This window comes from Idiomarina ramblicola (genome assembly GCF_003987255.1).
Lineage (GTDB): Bacteria > Pseudomonadota > Gammaproteobacteria > Enterobacterales > Alteromonadaceae > Idiomarina > Idiomarina ramblicola.
On sequence record NZ_PIQC01000003.1, the window covers coordinates 134,892 to 151,776 of the forward strand.

General features: G+C 48.2%; 16 protein-coding genes. 2 read left to right on the forward strand and 14 right to left on the reverse strand.

The annotated features are described in order from the left end of the window. The 14 genes from CWI78_RS04120 to zwf all read right to left on the reverse strand — a co-directional run bounded on the left by CWI78_RS04120 (position 1) and on the right by zwf (position 14,737). Positions 1-252 (reverse strand): helix-turn-helix transcriptional regulator, encoded by a 252-nt coding sequence (locus tag CWI78_RS04120; protein ID WP_126780545.1) that lies wholly within the window; start codon positions 250-252, stop codon positions 1-3. Positions 253-399: 147 nt separating this feature from the next. After that, positions 400-1,977, reverse strand: coding sequence for a glutamine-hydrolyzing GMP synthase (gene guaA, locus CWI78_RS04125; RefSeq protein ID WP_126780547.1), 1,578 nt, complete (start codon positions 1,975-1,977; stop codon positions 400-402). 11 nt (positions 1,978-1,988) lie between these two features. Beyond that, positions 1,989-3,458: an IMP dehydrogenase gene (gene guaB, locus CWI78_RS04130; RefSeq protein ID WP_126780548.1), complete on the reverse strand. Its 1,470-nt coding sequence runs from the start codon at positions 3,456-3,458 to the stop codon at positions 1,989-1,991. A gap of 84 nt (positions 3,459-3,542) precedes the next feature. Further along, the gene (locus tag CWI78_RS04135) at positions 3,543-4,598 is read right to left on the reverse strand and encodes an HlyD family secretion protein (protein ID WP_126780549.1); all 1,056 of its coding nucleotides are present in this window, start codon (positions 4,596-4,598) and stop codon (positions 3,543-3,545) included. Beyond that, positions 4,598-5,926 (reverse strand): glycosyltransferase family 2 protein, encoded by a 1,329-nt coding sequence (locus CWI78_RS04140; RefSeq protein ID WP_126780550.1) that lies wholly within the window; start codon positions 5,924-5,926, stop codon positions 4,598-4,600. Before CWI78_RS04140 ends, CWI78_RS04135 begins: the two co-directional genes overlap by 1 nt. Further along, positions 5,923-7,326 carry a TackOD1 domain-containing metal-binding protein gene (locus CWI78_RS04145; protein WP_244213071.1) on the reverse strand — a complete coding sequence of 468 codons (1,404 nt, stop codon included), beginning with the start codon at positions 7,324-7,326 and terminating at the stop codon, positions 5,923-5,925. The genes CWI78_RS04140 and CWI78_RS04145 overlap by 4 nt, the downstream gene beginning before the upstream one ends. 109 nt (positions 7,327-7,435) lie before the next feature. After that, positions 7,436-8,461 (reverse strand): UDP-glucose 4-epimerase GalE, encoded by a 1,026-nt coding sequence (galE, locus tag CWI78_RS04150; RefSeq protein WP_126780551.1) that lies wholly within the window; start codon positions 8,459-8,461, stop codon positions 7,436-7,438. A gap of 57 nt (positions 8,462-8,518) precedes the next feature. After that, the gene (locus tag CWI78_RS04155; protein ID WP_126780552.1) at positions 8,519-8,872 is read right to left on the reverse strand and encodes a hypothetical protein; all 354 of its coding nucleotides are present in this window, start codon (positions 8,870-8,872) and stop codon (positions 8,519-8,521) included. A gap of 9 nt (positions 8,873-8,881) precedes the next feature. After that, positions 8,882-9,118, reverse strand: a complete 237-nt coding sequence (gene brnA / locus CWI78_RS12940; protein WP_126780553.1) for a type II toxin-antitoxin system BrnA family antitoxin — start codon at positions 9,116-9,118, stop codon at positions 8,882-8,884. 40 nt (positions 9,119-9,158) lie between these two features. Beyond that, positions 9,159-9,719, reverse strand: a complete 561-nt coding sequence (locus CWI78_RS04165; RefSeq protein WP_126780554.1) for a bifunctional 4-hydroxy-2-oxoglutarate aldolase/2-dehydro-3-deoxy-phosphogluconate aldolase — start codon at positions 9,717-9,719, stop codon at positions 9,159-9,161. Beyond that, positions 9,716-10,744 carry a glucokinase gene (gene glk / locus CWI78_RS04170; RefSeq protein ID WP_126780555.1) on the reverse strand — a complete coding sequence of 343 codons (1,029 nt, stop codon included), beginning with the start codon at positions 10,742-10,744 and terminating at the stop codon, positions 9,716-9,718. The genes CWI78_RS04165 and glk overlap by 4 nt, the downstream gene beginning before the upstream one ends. Positions 10,745-10,747: 3 nt before the next feature. Beyond that, complete coding sequence (gene edd / locus CWI78_RS04175; RefSeq protein WP_126780556.1) at positions 10,748-12,568, reverse strand: phosphogluconate dehydratase; 1,821 nt, start codon at positions 12,566-12,568, stop codon at positions 10,748-10,750. A gap of 9 nt (positions 12,569-12,577) precedes the next feature. Further along, positions 12,578-13,258, reverse strand: a complete 681-nt coding sequence (gene pgl / locus CWI78_RS04180) for a 6-phosphogluconolactonase (protein ID WP_208642030.1) — start codon at positions 13,256-13,258, stop codon at positions 12,578-12,580. Positions 13,259-13,273: 15 nt separating this feature from the next. Next, the gene (gene zwf, locus CWI78_RS04185) at positions 13,274-14,737 is read right to left on the reverse strand and encodes a glucose-6-phosphate dehydrogenase (RefSeq protein WP_126780560.1); all 1,464 of its coding nucleotides are present in this window, start codon (positions 14,735-14,737) and stop codon (positions 13,274-13,276) included. 130 nt (positions 14,738-14,867) lie between these two features. On the opposite strand from zwf, the gene hexR reads away from it, so the two are divergent. Together hexR and gap are read left to right on the forward strand one after the other, a co-directional pair. After that, a complete protein-coding gene (hexR, locus tag CWI78_RS04190; RefSeq protein WP_126780562.1) occupies positions 14,868-15,728 on the forward strand; it encodes a transcriptional regulator HexR in 861 nt (286 codons plus the stop codon). An 11-nt stretch (positions 15,729-15,739) separates the two neighbouring features. After that, on the forward strand, positions 15,740-16,798 hold the full coding sequence (gap, locus tag CWI78_RS04195) for a type I glyceraldehyde-3-phosphate dehydrogenase (RefSeq protein ID WP_126780564.1): 1,059 nt from the start codon (positions 15,740-15,742) through the stop codon (positions 16,796-16,798). The last annotated feature ends 87 nt before the right edge of the window (positions 16,799-16,885 follow it).

The window sequence follows — 16,885 nt, forward strand, 5'->3', positions numbered from 1 at the left end:
TCAATCCTCCAGCGGAAACAAGTCATCAAGTTCTTCAAATGTCGGCATCTTAGTTTTAGTTATTGCTAATGAATAACCAAACAGCATTAAATACCGTTCAAAAGTCGCAATTGAACCTAAATAAACACCGCGCTCAATAGCTGAAATGGTTTGGCGATTACTATTTACTTGCGCGGCAGCATCCGATTGCGACAATTTCTGAGCTTTTCGCTCTAGCTGCAATCGCTTGCCGATCTCTTTTCTGGGAGTCATAAATCAGCCTAATTGACAGTTATATATGTCATCTTAGCCTAAATATAAAAAATGACAAATATACACGTCAAAATAAAGGAAGGGAGTTAGGTATAGGCTGGCGTCTTTCGGAAAATTTCCGGCAACGGCCAGCCAATATTTATCGGCTTATTCCCACTCAATGGTGGCAGGTGGTTTGCCCGAAATATCATAAGTGACACGGGAAATTCCATTCACTTCATTAATAATCCGGTTGGATACCTTCTCTAATAACTCATACGGCAGATGTGCCCAACGTGCCGTCATAAAGTCGATGGTTTCTACAGCGCGAATGGCAATAACCCAGTCGTACTTACGTTGATCACCCATCACTCCGACCGAACGTACCGGCAGGAATACCGCAAAGGCCTGACTGACTTTATTATACCAGTCGGCGTTATGCAGCTCTTCAATGAAAATTGCATCGGCACGGCGCAGTAAATCGCAGTACTCTTTCTTAATTTCACCCAGCACGCGCACACCCAAACCAGGCCCCGGGAACGGATGACGGTACAGCATGTTATAAGGCAAACCTAACTCAAGCCCAATTTTACGCACTTCGTCTTTAAATAACTCACGCAGTGGCTCAACCAGGCCTAACTTCATGTCTTCTGGTAAACCGCCTACGTTATGGTGCGATTTAATCACGTGCGCTTTACCGGTTTTAGAACCCGCGGATTCAATTACGTCCGGGTAAATGGTTCCCTGCGCCAGCCAGTCTACTTCAGTCAGCTTACCGGCTTCTTCATCAAAAATTTCAATGAAGGTATTACCAATAATTTTGCGCTTTTTCTCCGGGTCGTTCTCGCCCGCCAACGCATCTAAAAAGCGATCTTCAGCACGTATTGGCAAAATATTCAGGCCATAGTGGTCGCCGAACATTTCCATTACCTGCTCAGCTTCATTCAGCCGCAGCAAGCCGTTATCCACAAACACGCAGGTCAGTTGGTCGCCAATGGCCTGGTGCAGCAACATAGCCGTTACCGACGAATCGACACCGCCCGACAAGCCCAAAATCACCTTGTCAGTGCCCACCTGTTCACGAATACGCTCAATAGCGTCATCAATGATTTTAGCGGGCGTCCACTGCTTCTCACAACCGCAGATGTCGCTAACGAAATGCTCCAGCATTCGCAGACCCTGGCGCGTATGAGTCACTTCCGGGTGAAACTGAACACCGTAAAACTGACGTTCTTCATCGGCCATGGCTGCATAGGGGCAATAAGAGGTTTTAGCGACCGTATGAAAGCCTTCGGGAATCATCTCGACTTTGTCGCCGTGGCTCATCCACACATCCAATAACGGTGCGCCAGACTCAGACACCGCGTCTTCAATGGCTTTAAACAGCGGGCTTTGCTCTACCAGCTCAATTTGCGCGTAACCAAATTCACGCTCCAGCGAACATTGCACTGAGCCACCCAGCTGATGCGCCATGGTTTGCATGCCGTAGCAGATACCAAACACCGGCACACCAGCGTTAAAAACGTAGTCTGGGGCACGCGGTGAGCCTTCTTCAGCCACACTTTCCGGACCACCGGATAAAATAATGCCTTTAGGCGCAAAGTCACGAATGTCAGCTTCATCAACATCCCACGCCCAAAGTTCGCAGTAAACGCCAATTTCGCGAATACGGCGGGCAATCAGCTGAGTGTACTGAGAGCCGAAATCGAGAATCAATATTCGGTGATCATGGATATCTCTAGTCATTAGTCATCCTGTTACGAGCTACGGTAGTTCGGTGCTTCTTTGGTGATGTGCACATCGTGTACGTGTGATTCGCCCATGCCGGCGGCAGTTACTTTTACAAACTGCGGCTTGGTACGCATGTCTTCAATTGTCGGACAACCGGTTAAACCCATGGCTGAACGCAGTCCGCCCATTTGCTGGTGGATAATGGCAGAAATTGGCCCTTTATACGCTATGCGCCCTTCAATACCTTCCGGCACCAACTTGTCAGCCTCATCGCTTTTCTGGAAGTAGCGGTCAGATGACCCATTGCGCTGATCCATTGCGCCCAGGCTGCCCATACCACGGTAGGATTTATAATAACGGCCCTGATACAGCTCAACTTCTCCCGGAGACTCTTCGGTACCGGCCAGCATGCTGCCAACCATCACGCTATGCGCGCCGGCGGCCAGTGCTTTAGCAATATCACCTGAGAAACGAATGCCGCCATCGGCAATAATCGGCACACCGGAGCCTTTAATGGCATCAACGGCATCACTAATGGCACTAATTTGCGGCACACCACAACCCGTAACAATACGCGTAGTACAAATTGAGCCCGGGCCAATACCGACTTTCACCGCATCAACACCGGCTTCTACCAGCGCTTTCGCGCCCGCAGCGGTTGCCACGTTACCGGCAATAATTTGTAAGTCAGGGTAGTCCTTGCGAGTTTGTTTAACGCGATCCAGTACGCCTTGAGAATGTCCGTGCGAGGTATCAATCAGCAGCACATCAACACCGGCTTCAACCAGCAGCTTAATGCGTTCTTCTGTGCCTGCACCCACACCCACAGCAGCACCAACGCGTAGCGAACCCAGTTCGTCTTTACAGGCGTTTGGCTTGTTCTCTGCTTTTTCAAAGTCTTTCAGGGTGATCATACCCTTCAGTTTGTGGGCATCATCCACAACCAGAATTTTTTCAATGCGGTGTTTGTGCATAAGCTGCAAAATTTCTTCGCTTTCTGCTGTTTCATGCACAGTGACCAGGCGGTCATTTCCGGTCATTACGTGGCGAATTTCTTTGCTGTCGTCGTCTTCAAAACGGGTATCGCGACCGGTCACAATGCCGACTAAATCACCATTATTTTCAACCACAGGAAAACCCTGAAAGCCGTGCTCGGCAGTCAGTTCTTTGATTTCACCAATGGTGGTTGTGGGTTGCACAGTAACCGGGTCAGACACCATGCCGCTTTCGTATTTCTTTACTTTACGAACGTGTGCGGCTTGTTGCTCTGCGGTCATATTCTTGTGGATAAAGCCAAGTCCGCCTTCCTGCGCCAGCGCTATCGCCAGTGCTGATTCAGTAACGGTGTCCATCGCAGCCGAAATCAACGGAATATTAAGGGAAATTCCACGCGTTAATTGCGTACGTAAATCGGCGGTATGGGGGAGAACTTCGGAATGACCGGGAACGAGTAAAACGTCGTCAAAGGTCAAGGCTTCTTGGGCAATTCGCAGCATTTGCAACACTCCGTGACTGGATTCATGTTGCGGGTGGATTTTACCCGTTTTCCCCAATAAGCGCAAGCTCAATTATTATTGTAGTTAGTTCCAATAATCAAAAGATAACTCAACAGGCAGCCCTTCTATACTCGTTTTTAGCGGTTCACTGGGTTCCAGCGTCACTTTTAACACGCCGGTTTTATTATCAAACGGTCCAACCAGCATCGGTGGTAAATTTTGCGTTAACTGCGCCGGTTCGCTCACAACCGCCCGTATCTTTTCACCGTTTGGAAGTGTTGCCGTCGCTTTATTGCCAACCGCAGCATACTCAAAATACCTTGGCTCTAAATACGCAAAAATAACCGGGGTTTCACTGCCCGATACCAATGCTAACGGCTGACTTTCCTGAACATACTCTCCGGCTTTTACCAGAACATCGATAACACGCCGGTCTTTCAACACATCAATGCGCAACTCGTCGTACTGAGCCTGAAGCTTCGCCAGCTGTCTTTCCAACTCCTGACGACGCTGAGTTAACATGCCGGCCAGTGCGTTTTCATTCAGTTGCTGCTCAACCTGAAACGAGTTTGCTTTTGCAGCTTCATAACTGACCTTACTGTCTGTTACAGCACGTAAAATAACGGCCATCTCATGCGTAGGAATAACGCCAGAGCTCTTGTATTTCTGGTAAGTTTCTAAAAATTCCTGTTGCTCTGCAACACCTTCTTTGGCCACCTCAACCTGCCGTTCCAGTTGTTGAACAATTTCCTTGTCCTGCTCTCTTGAGTTTTCGGGTAACGACGCCAACACCTCTTTGAGCTTATCAATTTCAACAGCCAGTTCCGACGCGTCAAGTTCAATCAACGAGGTACCACTTGCAATTTCCTGTCCTCGCTCAACATTTACAGCTTTAACCTGACCAGCTACCGGAGAGCGCAGTTCCACTGGGTCCGTTGTTATCACACCTTCTGCAATAATAAATATAAAAGGCTTTGCAATAACCCAGCCAATAGCAACTAATGGGATCAAAAACAATAAAAGCAATAAGTACCAACGCCAACGGTATCCTGACCTTTTCGACGAGCCGTAACCAACCTTTACTCCTTTATCAACATCAGGATTCTTTTCTTTGTCGGACACGCTGAATTTAACTTTCATTAAAACTTACCACCTCGTTTAAAAACCCACCACGGCGCCATAGCGCTCTCTTCATGAGAGTGTCTGACCAACTCATTAATTAATGCGAATACGGCAACAACTCTCATAAAAATTGAATACAAAGGAAAAATAACCAGTAACGGAAAAAGCGATAAATCCTTCTTTATACGCTCGGACATCGCTATCACAATAAACAGAAAAAAGAACATCAGAACGGCCATGTAAACAAGGTAAACACCAATAAAAAGGCTTAAAGCAACGGTTGCTGGCAAACTAATAAACAAGTAGGCGGCGTACCCAATCACAACAAACGGCAGCACGACGTTCTGAATCCATCCGTATAAAAGCGTGAAAATATAATGTTTAAAACCCACTAACTTTGGCGAAAAAGACTGCCAATGTTTTCTGAAAAAGATAAAGAACAGATCACCGTCCCAGCGCAGCCGTTGCTTAATTAAATCTTTTAGCTTAACGGGCACATCTGTCAATGCGATAGCTAATGGCTCATACGGGATATACCAGTTGGGGTGCCGAACCTGATATTGTTTTAGCCGTATCGTCAAATCTAAGTCTTCGGCACTGTGAGTGGTCCAGCCCCCGACTTTTTCCAGTACGGACCGTCGGAAAGCGCCAAACGCTCCGGAAATATTGGTTTGCAAATTCCACTCAGCTAACCCCGTCTTACTTCCCTGCATCGACATGAGGTACTCAATACTCTGAAACTTAGCAAAAATCGATTCACCTGAGTTTCTGACTCTTATTGCGCCACTGGTCGCTGGCACTCTGGGGTCTTCAAAATGCGGCACAATTCGTGCGATCATATCGTTATCAAACGACGTATCGCCATCCAGAGCAAGAACGATCTCTCCCGTAGCAGTATCCAAGCCAGCATTACAACTCGATACTCGGCCACCTCGTTGCCATTTCGGCAGAACAATAATTTTTCTGTTGTCCGCCGTCTGTTGCTTAGCAACCCTTAGCGCCGTTTCGTAGGTTTCTTTATTCTGCACCGCACCATCAACCACCAGTATAATCTCTATACTGCCCGGATACGTTTGCTCTGCCAGAGACTTTGCAGTCAGAGCAATGGCTTCACCCTCGGAGTAACACGTAACAATGCAGGAAACCCGGGGTTGATAAAAACTCACCGTATCCTGCCGAGTCATTTCTCTATAGTGATACCGCAAAATCCCGGTGACAATCAGGATGATCAACGGCGTTTCATACAAGATGAAAACCGGTATCAACCCAAAAGCCACTAAAAAATCCGCTGATGCCTGATGAATCGTATCAACCAGCAAATAAAGGATGGTATTTAAGTCACTCATAACACGTTGGCTTTCACCTGGTTTAGCCTGTCAATTAACCATTCCTCAACATTACTGCCAATATCATCCGGCAGTTCCAGCACTTTCAGTTCCAGCTGCAACAGCTGATCGTGCTGTTGACTCTTAACATTTTCCAGCTTTTTAATAACCGCACTCAGTTGCTTCAATTCAGTGACCGGAAACAACATCAGCAAACCACCTTCGCTATCGTTACAGCATGCGTCTGTCATTCGGGTCACACTTTTCAGGCGTTCCTGGATAGCATCCAGCCGAATCATGCCTTCAACTTCACCTTTATCTTTCAGGAACTCAGCTAAGTTGAGCGCCTGAAGAGAAATCACGGTGTGGTGCATATTGTGGCGTTTAGCCAGTTTATTCAGCCATTCCAGAAGCCAGTAGAACTGACTGTATGACATCTGATCACCTACAGAGGGCATCAGCGTGAAATGAGACATTCCCCGGCGAACTAACGCCCCACCGAACACGCTAAGGCTGTAGTGATAAACATTTCTTATCTGCAGTTTGTCTAACGGGTTATGTACGTGACAATGAAGGCATTCAGCCACCACCAGAGACTCGCTGAATAAATGTTCACAGCTTTGGCACTTGCTCGTCTCTATTGGACGATCATAGTCCGTTCCAATATGGCGTAACTTCGTTAAGCAGTTGGGGCACGTGAGTGAGGAACGGGTTTTAAAAGCCTCTTGATTTCCGACATGACCACAGTTAAAGCAATGCAAACTGCTTTGCACTTTCGTATCAATACTTTCACACTTAGGACACACATCTACGTAATTCAAATGACCCGACTGACAGCTTGCACAATAACGGACACGGTTAGTCAGTGTATCTTTATTTATCCAGTCATTTTCTACCAGCGCGGCCAACCAACGCTCCGTTTCACCTAACTCAATACCAAACGCACTCAACAGCGGGTAACTGAAGAGATAACTTTTTGATGGTTGCATTCGCGGAGTCAGAAGCTCGTCGTGCAGCCACAAATAGGTTAATAATTTAAACTTTGGGTCATCATCGTAAGTCAGGTTAACTTTCGCGGTTCGAATCCGGTAGTGTTCAAACGCATCCAGACAGTCTTCATTCCAGACGCCATTACTTAAAAATGGGGATAACGTACTCTCATGTTCAACAAAAATCTTGCTCAATGCGGTTACTGAACATTTTCTTAGTTCATTAAGCTGAATATCCTGTTCTTCAGAATCTAATGAAAAGACAATCAACTCCGGCGCGTGTTCACTGGCTATCAACTCTTTAGCGCTGTGGTAGTGTCGAAAACTGGGGTGCCAGTGCTCTTCGGTATAGTCACCTATCCAAGCAAAACTGTCAGGAGGGGGTAATTGAGCGTCACTGCGTTTTACGTTATTTGCCGTACTCTGAATCAAACTGCGTTACCTACTACATTGAATAAAAAATGTTCAGAGAATAAATGGTAATAAAAAACACAACCGCACACAACAGTTTGTTAACAAAACACCCCGTTAAACAGCTCTTTTATTTAAATCCATCCGGATACTGGCAATACCAACGCCAGGCATCTGTGCACATGTCATTTAAGTTTCTTGTCGCTTTCCAGTTAAGTTCACGCTCGGCCTTAGATGAATCCGCCCAACTCATTGCGATATCACCAGAGCGGCGCTCCGCTAAAACGCATTCAATGCGTTTACCACTCTGTTTTTCAAACGCTCTGACCAATTCTTTTACGCTGTACCCTTTGCCGGTACCTAAGTTAAATACAGACAACCTTTGCTGCTGAACACGGCGGTTTAAATGCTCTATTGCTTTCACATGACCACTCGCAAGATCCTGTACATGAATGAAATCGCGCACGCCGCTGCCATCTTTAGTAGGGTAGTCGTTGCCGAATATGGACAGCTGTTCTTTTTGTCCACTGGCCACCTGCATTACAATTGGCATTAAGTTTGTGGGCTCTTGCGATAAGTCCTCACCTATTTCACCGCTTTCATGCGCACCAACGGGGTTAAAATAACGCAATAACACCACATTCCAGTTATCGGAAGCCGCTGCAATATCGCTCAGAATCTGCTCAGCCATAAGCTTTGTGCGTCCATATGGCGTCAGCGGTGTTTGCAGCGGTGACTCTTCAGATAGCGGCATTTTTTCTGCATCACCGTATACCGCAGCCGAAGAACTAAACACCAACTTACCCACCCCGACGCTCTGCATGGCTTCGCACAAACTCAGGGTACCGCAAACGTTGGTTTGGTAATATTGCAAAGGCTTTTCGACTGATTCATTCACTGCTTTAAGAGCGGCAAAATGAATAACAGCATCAAAACTCCCCTGAGCCATTATTTGCTTCAGCCACTGAGTATCTAAGACTGACCCTTGACTAAAAGTCAGTTCGCGCCCGGACAGCTTTTCGATACGAGTAATGACCTCGTAGCTTGAGTTTGATAAGTCATCGATAATGTGAACATCATACCCCTGCTCCAACAATTGCAAGGCCGTATGACTGCCTATGTAGCCAGCACCTCCGGTGACCAGTATGTTCATCAAAATAACCTCCGTGTAAATGCCTACGACGACAAACCGGCTCTTACAGGCCGTAAGACATTAGGGTATCCAACAAACACCACCTTTTAATTCCGGTTTAGGCTCGGGTATATGCTGACAGGTAGAATAGCCCGTTTTTGCCTCTTCTTTCGCCTTTTCATTATACCGATGAATGGCATCCAGCAGAGCTCTTTCATCAGTCACTGTTTCACTGCTGTAAACCACATAGCCTTCCGGACCACCACAAGCCTTTTTGCCCACCGGTAACACTTTACAACTCTCAATACTCTGCGCTGTCGGTGTACCAATTAAACCCTTTATGTCCGCCATAGTGACCGATTCATCGGGCGCTGACTGGGCGCTGCTGCACCCAGCCAAAAACAAAGTTGTGATAAAAGCCGCGAATAATTTCATAGACTTCTCCTAGACATTCCTTTGAACTTGTTCAAGCCGCTCCGCTAACCAAACCTTAATAATAGATTGTCTTGTTACTCCAATGCGAGCCGCCTCTTCATCTAAAGAGTCTAGCATCCATTCAGGAAAATCCACATTCACTCGCTTTAATAAAGCTTCACCTTCAGTTTTAGCCGGAATTTCAATTAATTCTGGATCACTCCAAAGAGATTGAGCAGAGTGAAAATCAATTCCATGCTTTTGCATGTTTGATAAACTCTTCGCTCATATCAGCCTGTAGCATTGATCATTTAGGAATGATCCACGAGCCGCCAACACAACTGACATTGTCTAACGCCAGATAATCTCGGTAATTACTTTCGTTGATACCGCCCGTTGGGCAGAAGCGAATATCCGGAAACGGCCCGGCAATAGATTTCAGCAGTTTAAGGCCACCCACCGCTTCTGCCGGAAAGAGCTTAAAGTACTGGTAACCCAGCTCAATCCCCTGCATCAGCTCCGATACCGTAGCAACACCGGGTATCAACGGAATGTCGGCCTGCTTTCCGGCTTCCAGTAAAGCAGGCGTAGCTCCGGGACTAATAGCGAACTGCGCGCCTGCCATTTGCACCTGCTTTAGTTCTGTCGGATTGGTTACCGTGCCCGCCCCAATAAGGGCTTCAGGAATTTCTTCGCGCATTTTTTTTATGGCTTCTAATGCCACCGGCGTGCGCAACGTCACTTCCAGTACTTTAAACCCTTGTTCAAACAACACCTTGCCCAAAGGCACAGCCTGGCTAATGTCATCAACCACAATCACCGGAATAATAGTAGAGGCAGAAAAAATATCGCTGGCACTGTCGTTCATAATTGTTCGGTTCCTGTTGTTTCATCAGCGGCCGTATGCCGAAGGGTTTGTTTTAAGTATTGAGCCACGCCGCGCATACCCGCGTACTCAGCGGTTATCACATAACAGGGGATCGACTCAGCCAGGTTGCAAAAACGCCCCTTTTGTTCAAAGCGCGTTCGGAATTCGGAGCCTGCCATTAACGGCAGCAGTTTCGGCACAACGCCACCAGCAATGTAAACGCCGCCCCGGGTATTGAGGGTTAAGGCTAAATTACCGGCAAAGCTGCCCAGGCTGGCAAAAAACTGATTCACTGTCTCTGTTGCAATAGCATCACAGCCCGTTACCGCGCGGGCACCAATGGTCTTGGCCGGTAACGGCGGCACCGCTCTGTCATGATAGTAAGCAATAGCCTGGTAAAGGTTTTCCAGACCCGGGCCTGACAACAAGCGTTCTGCTGACACGCGCCCCTCAAAACGGCGCGCCAAAAATTCATGTATCGCCCACTCTTTCTCGTTTAACGGGGCCCAGTCGGCATGACCACCTTCGCCCGGCAGCGGCATCATGTCACCGTTGGGCAAACAAATTAAATGGCCCACTCCCAGCCCCGTGCCGGCACCCAGTACGGCGCACGGTGTATTCTCAATTTTCTTGCCCCCGCCAATTTTCTTCGTTTCACTTTTATTCAGTGTCACCAGACTCATAGCGGCGGCCGCAAAGTCGTTAAGCACAATAAAGCTGGTTAAGCCCAGAGCATCACGGGTACCTTTTACAGAAAACTGCCAATGGTGATTGGTCATCTGAATCGAATCACCTTCTGCCGGACAAGCTATCGCTATAGCAACATGAATCAGTTCAACCTGCTGCTGTTCGCGGTAAGCAATCAGGGCATCGGTTAAATTTAAGTAATTGGCGCAAGCAAAAACCTGTATGCGATCAAGCTCAAAGGTTTTTAAGTTAATTCGGCCAAAGCGCGCATTGGTACCACCAATATCAGCAACAACAGCGAATTTGTGGTGACCGTTTAATTGAGGATCCGTTACCATCGACTAGTCTTCCTTGAACAACACAGAGGCGCCATACTCCGCGCCACTGAGATTATCTCTGAAATTAGCAAACAGCTCACGCCCCATGCCAAACTGGTTATCGGTCAAATCAGCCGGTGCTATGGTTCGTTGCGCCAGCTCGTTTTCATCAACCAGCAACTCTAATACGCCCTGCTCAAAATCCAGCTTGATCATATCACCGTCATGCACCTTACCTATCAGGCCACCATTAACCGCCTCGGGGGTTACGTGTATTGCCGCGGGTATCTTGCCCGATGCTCCGGACATGCGCCCATCGGTCACCAACGCCACTTTATAGCCCCGTTTTTGCAAAACACCCAAGGGTGGGGTCAGTTTATGCAGTTCCGGCATGCCATTGGCTTTAGGCCCCTGAAAGCGCACTACCACCACGCAGTCTTTGTTCAGCTCACCGGCTTTAAATGCCGCATCAAGCTGATGCTGACTGGTAAACACAACAGCGGGAGCCTCCACTGGCTGAGTATCTTCCGGCAATGACGATGTCTTAATAACCGCCCTGCCCAGATTCCCGTTCAGCACTTCCAGACCACCGTGTGTACTGAACGGACGGCTGATTGGTCGCAGTACGTCTTCATCCAGCGAATCCTCTTCGATATCAACCCAGGTGAGTTTGCCTTCGTCCGTCAACGTCGGTCGCTGCTGATATTTATCCAGCCCTTCCCCAACAATGGTGTTAACGTCTTCGTGTAAAATTCCGCCGCGGCGCAGCTCACGAATTAAAAAGGGCATACCACCAGCGCGCTGAAAGTGATTGATATCAGCCTGCCCGTTCGGGTATATCCGCGCTAGTAATGGCGTCACCGACGACAATTCAGCAAAATCATTCCAGTCCACCTGATAACCCGCAGCCTTCGCCACGGCAACTAAGTGCATGGTGTGGTTGGTTGAACCACCCGTCGCTAACAAACCGATAATGCCGTTAACAATACTTTTTGCGTCAACAATCTTCGAAATTGGACGATGATCAGCGCCCAGGTCGGTTATCCGGGTCACATGCTGAGCCGCCACGCGAGTCAAGTGATCGCGCACTTCGCTAGTGGGGTTAACAAAAGACGCGCCGGGCAAATGCAGCCCCATCATTTCAACCACCAGTTGATTCGAGTTGGCGGTACCATAAAAAGTACAAGTTCCGGCGGTGTGATACGAAGCGGCCTCGGCTTCTAACAGCCGTTCTTTATCCACTTTGCCTTCCGCATACAGCTCGCGGATACGAGCTTTCTCTTTATTAGAAATGCCCGACGGCATAGGCCCCGCAGGGACGAAAATAAAGGGCAGATGACCAAAACTGAGCGCCGCAATTAACAGTCCGGGAACAATTTTGTCGCAAATGCCCAGCATCAAGCCACCGTCGAACATATTGTGCGACAAGCTCACGGCTGTCGCCATCGCTATCACATCGCGGCTTATAAGGCTGAGCTCCATGCCTGGCTGACCCTGAGTCACCCCATCACACATAGCCGGCACGCCGCCCGCAACCTGTGCAACACTGCCCACGTCGCGTATCGCTTGTTTCAGTTTTTCCGGGTAGTCGTGGTACGGCTGGTGCGCCGACAGCATGTCGTTATAAGCTGTTACAATGCCGATATTGGCTTTGGTCAGGCTACGCAGCTCAGACTTATCGTCCTTACCACAGGCCGCAAAACCATGAGCTAAATTACCGCAGGACAACGCCCCCCGATGAGGTCCCTGCGCTCTCGCCTGGGCCATACGTTGTAAATAGTCGGCGCGAGTCTTTTCACTCCGGGCTTCAATTCTGTCAGTGACACGTTGTACTACGGGATTCATAAACACCTCTTAAGCTGCGGCGTAAAAAACTTCAGTCGGAACTGGCGAGCCATGGACAAAATCGCTGACTGGGTAGCGTTTTGGATCATGATGGGTTATTGCCGCATCCAACACCGTCCATTTGTCGTCTCCAGTGATATGGAAGAAGACATGACGACTGTCAAGCAAGCGCTGCCGGGTCAGGCTTAATCGTTCATACGGTGCTGATTTAGGTTGCGTCGCCACAGCCGCCTGTGTCCCCGTCATCCCCACGTCCAGTTCATCACAACAGGGGAATAAAGACGCCGTATGACCATCGGCCCCCATTCCTAAAATAACGGCATCAAACGTGGGTAATGCACCAATCAATTGTGATTGCGACAGCTCCGCGCTTTTGGCGCTCTGGTGTGCCGTAAACAAACCCACATAACGGGCCTGCGCCGCTTTATTTTTAAGTAACGTGGTTTTAATCAACTTATCGTTACTGTCATCAGAATCGGGTAACACCCAGCGTTCGTCGGCCAAAAGAATGGTGACTTTCGACCAGGGCAACGAGGTCCGCGACAGCTTTTCAAATAAAGGCTTCGGCGTCCGTCCACCAGAAACCACCAGGGTTGCCTTGCCTCGCTCTGCCACCGCATCGGTTAAAATGGCAGCCACCCGCTCACACAAAGCGTCAGTGAGTTTCTGGTTATTATCGAATTTATTCACATTAACTTCCTTCATTTATTCGTCCCACTGTCTTCCGTCTTGCGCCAATAACGACACTGAACCAACCGGGCCCCAGGTACCCGCCTGGTAAGCTTTCGGCGGTTGCTCGTTGTTGTCCCAGGCGGCCACAATGCTGTCTATCCAGCGCCAGGCGTATTCCACTTCGTCCCGATGAACAAACAGGTATTGATTACCCTGCATCGCTTCGAGCAACAAGCGTTCATAGGCGTCAGCAATTCGTTTTTTCTCAAAGGTTTCGTTAAAACTGAGATCCAGATTGGTCGCTTTTAAATGCATCCGCTCACCCAGCCCGGGAATTTTATTCAATATCTGCACTTCCACACCCTCGTCGGGTTGTAAGCGAATCACCAGCTTATTGGGCGGCAGTTCAGTCGTCGTATCATTAAAAATATTGTGTAACTGCTTTTTAAAAGTAATAACCACTTCACTGCGCTTTTCAGGCATTCGCTTGCCGGTACGCAAATAAAATGGCACGCCGGACCAGCGCCAGTTATCGATATTCACTTTGAGTCCGACAAAGGTTTCGGTCTGACTGTTATTTCTCGCGCCGTCCTCATCCAGATAACCGGGAACCCGCTGGTCAGCGACAAAGCCGGCCTGGTATTGCCCCCGCACCGTCACTTCCTGACAGTTGGACTCATCAATAGGACGCAGCGCTTTTAATACTTTTAGCTTTTCTTCACGGATACTCTCAGCGTCCAGCCTCGATGGCGGCTCCATTGCAATCAATGACAGCACCTGCAACAAATGATTCTGGACCATGTCGCGCAATTGACCGGCGTCATCGTAATAACCCCAGCGGCCTTCGACACCCACCTGTTCTGCGGCAGTAATCTGTATATGGTCTATGGCGTTGTTATCCCAGTTTGAAGAAAACAACGCATTGGCAAAGCGCAGTGCCAATAGGTTCAGTACCGTTTCTTTACCCAGGTAATGATCAATACGATAAACTTGGTTTTCATCAAAATACCGGGCAACCGCCTGGTTGATTTCCTGTGAAGAACCTAAGTTATGTCCTATCGGTTTTTCCAGAATAACCCGTGCCGGCTGTTTCGCCAGCCCTTGTTGTTCCAGCCCTGAACAGATAGTGGCGTACATTGACGGCGGTGTCGCAAGATAAAAAATGGCCGTCTGCTCCGCCTGCAACGTTTCTTTTAAGCTGGCATAGCTCGACAGCTCACTGAAATCCATCGGAACATAATGAAAGCGCTTACAAAAACGATCCAATAAATTATCGTCTAAATCGCCTTTAGCGACAAATTCACGCAGTGTTTTCTCTACACGTTCCAGCGCCTCACTGGCGGTTAAATCGTTTCGTGCAGTACCTATTATTCGTGTGCCACTGCTTAACAGACCGCTTTTATCAAGCTGATATAACGCAGGCAGTAATTTGCGGCGAGAGAGATCTCCCAACACACCAAACAACACGAAATCACAATTTTTTGGACGCTCAGTCATAGCTGCCTCGATGAAAATAACACTTGATTATGTAACTTTACTACATTTAGGCTAGTTTAATTGCAAAAGCTTTGTCAATATAACATTTTAAATGTAATTAAATTACAAAACGCGATGAGTTGGTCAATCGATGGATTTGATACAAAGAATTTCAGCTGAACAACAGCAATTGAGTAAATCGGAACGCAAAGTGGCGGAATTGGTGTTGCACGACCCGGAAACGGCAATACACCGAAGTATTGCCAGTCTTGCCTCGCTCGCTAATGTCAGCGAACCGACCGTTAACCGGTTTTGTCGCCGTTTAGGCTGCAAAGGCTACCCGGACTTTAAACTGCAGCTGGCACAGAACTTAGCCAAGGGCACGCCCTTTGTGAACCGCCATATTGAAGAAAGCGATAACGTTGACGAGCTGACCCAAAAAATATTCGATTCAACCCTCAGTGCACTGAGTATTGCGAGGCAGTCGCTTGACAGTCGCCCTATTTCCAGCGCGGTGGACGCCTTAGTTAATGCCCGCAAAATCGCCTTTTTCGGCTTTGGTGCATCGGCTTCTGTCGCTCACGATGCACAGAATAAATTTGCCCGGTTCGACACCCCTTCTTCCTTTTCCGATGACCTGTTGGTTCAGCGAATGTGGGCAATTAACAGCGAACCGAACGATGTCTTATTTTGTATCAGTCATACCGGACGCACCAAAGCCCTGTGCGAAATAGCAGAAATTGCTCATGAAAACGGTGCCTGCGTTATTGGCGTTACCGCATTGGACAGCCCGTTATCTGACTTTTGCAGAATTGTCGTTAGTTCCAATGTTCCCGAAGATACCGATCAGTATATGCCCATGGCGTCGCGTATAGCACAGCTGGTCTTAATCGACGCCATTATTGCTGGTTACACATTAAAACGAGGCCCTCAGTTTCGCGAGAAACTGGCCCGGGTCAAAGAAGGATTGAAGGGGTCACGTTTTCAAAAGTCCCCTGATTCATCATCATAAAAGGAGTCATCATGCCAATCAGAATAGCGATAAACGGCTTTGGCCGTATTGGTAAAAACATTGTCAGAGCCCTATACGAACGGTCGTTAGATAACGAACTCGAAGTGGTCGCCATTAACGACCTGGGGCAACCTGAAGTACTCGCTCACTTATTGCAATTTGATACCGTTCACGGCCGGTTCGCCAAAGACGTCAGTAGCAGCGAGTCAGCCATTCATGTCGGCAACGATACCATCCAGGTTTATTCCGAGCGCGACCCAACCCAGCTTCCCTGGGGTCAGCTCGGTACCGATGTGGTCTTAGAGTGTACCGGGTTATTTACTCAACGTGAGGATGCCGAAAAACACCTCACCGCCGGTGCCCGTAAAGTCATTATCTCTGCGCCGGGAAAAGGCGTTGACGCCACGGTGGTGTACGGTGTGAATCATCAAACCCTAACCGCAGACATGAGCGTTATTTCCAATGCGTCCTGTACCACCAACTGTCTCGCGCCCATCGCCAAACCATTGCACGATGCGCTCGGCATTGAATCGGGGCTGATGACCACCGTTCATGCTTACACCAACGATCAGCGTCTCACCGACTCCTATCATACTGACTTGCAACGTGCCCGCGCCGCTGCGCAGTCAATGATCCCGTCAAAAACAGGAGCTGCAGCTGCCGTGGGTTTAGTCATACCGGAATTACAAGGGCTGTTTGATGGTTTAGCCGTGCGCGTGCCAACGCCCAATGTGTCGCTGGTTGATCTGAACTTTATTGCCGGCCGCGACACCTCCGTTAATGAAGTGAATCAGATTATTCAGAATGCCGCTGACCTCCCCCACTTACAGGGTGTACTGACGGTAAATAAACTGCCATTGGTCTCAAGTGACTACAATCACAATTCACACTCAAGTATTTTTGATTCACGGCAAACTCGGGTTAATGGTCGCTTGGTTAAAGTGATGGCCTGGTATGACAACGAATGGGGCTTCAGCAACCGAATGCTGGATAACACGATGGCGCTAATGAATGCCGTTTCGAAAACATTTGTCACAAAAAATAAACAGGATCTTGCCGAGTCACATTGACGATGTTAATTTCTTGTTCTATTTTGTGAAAGCGCTTACATTTATAAAAGCAGCAGAACAACAAGAATGATAAACCAGGAACTCAAT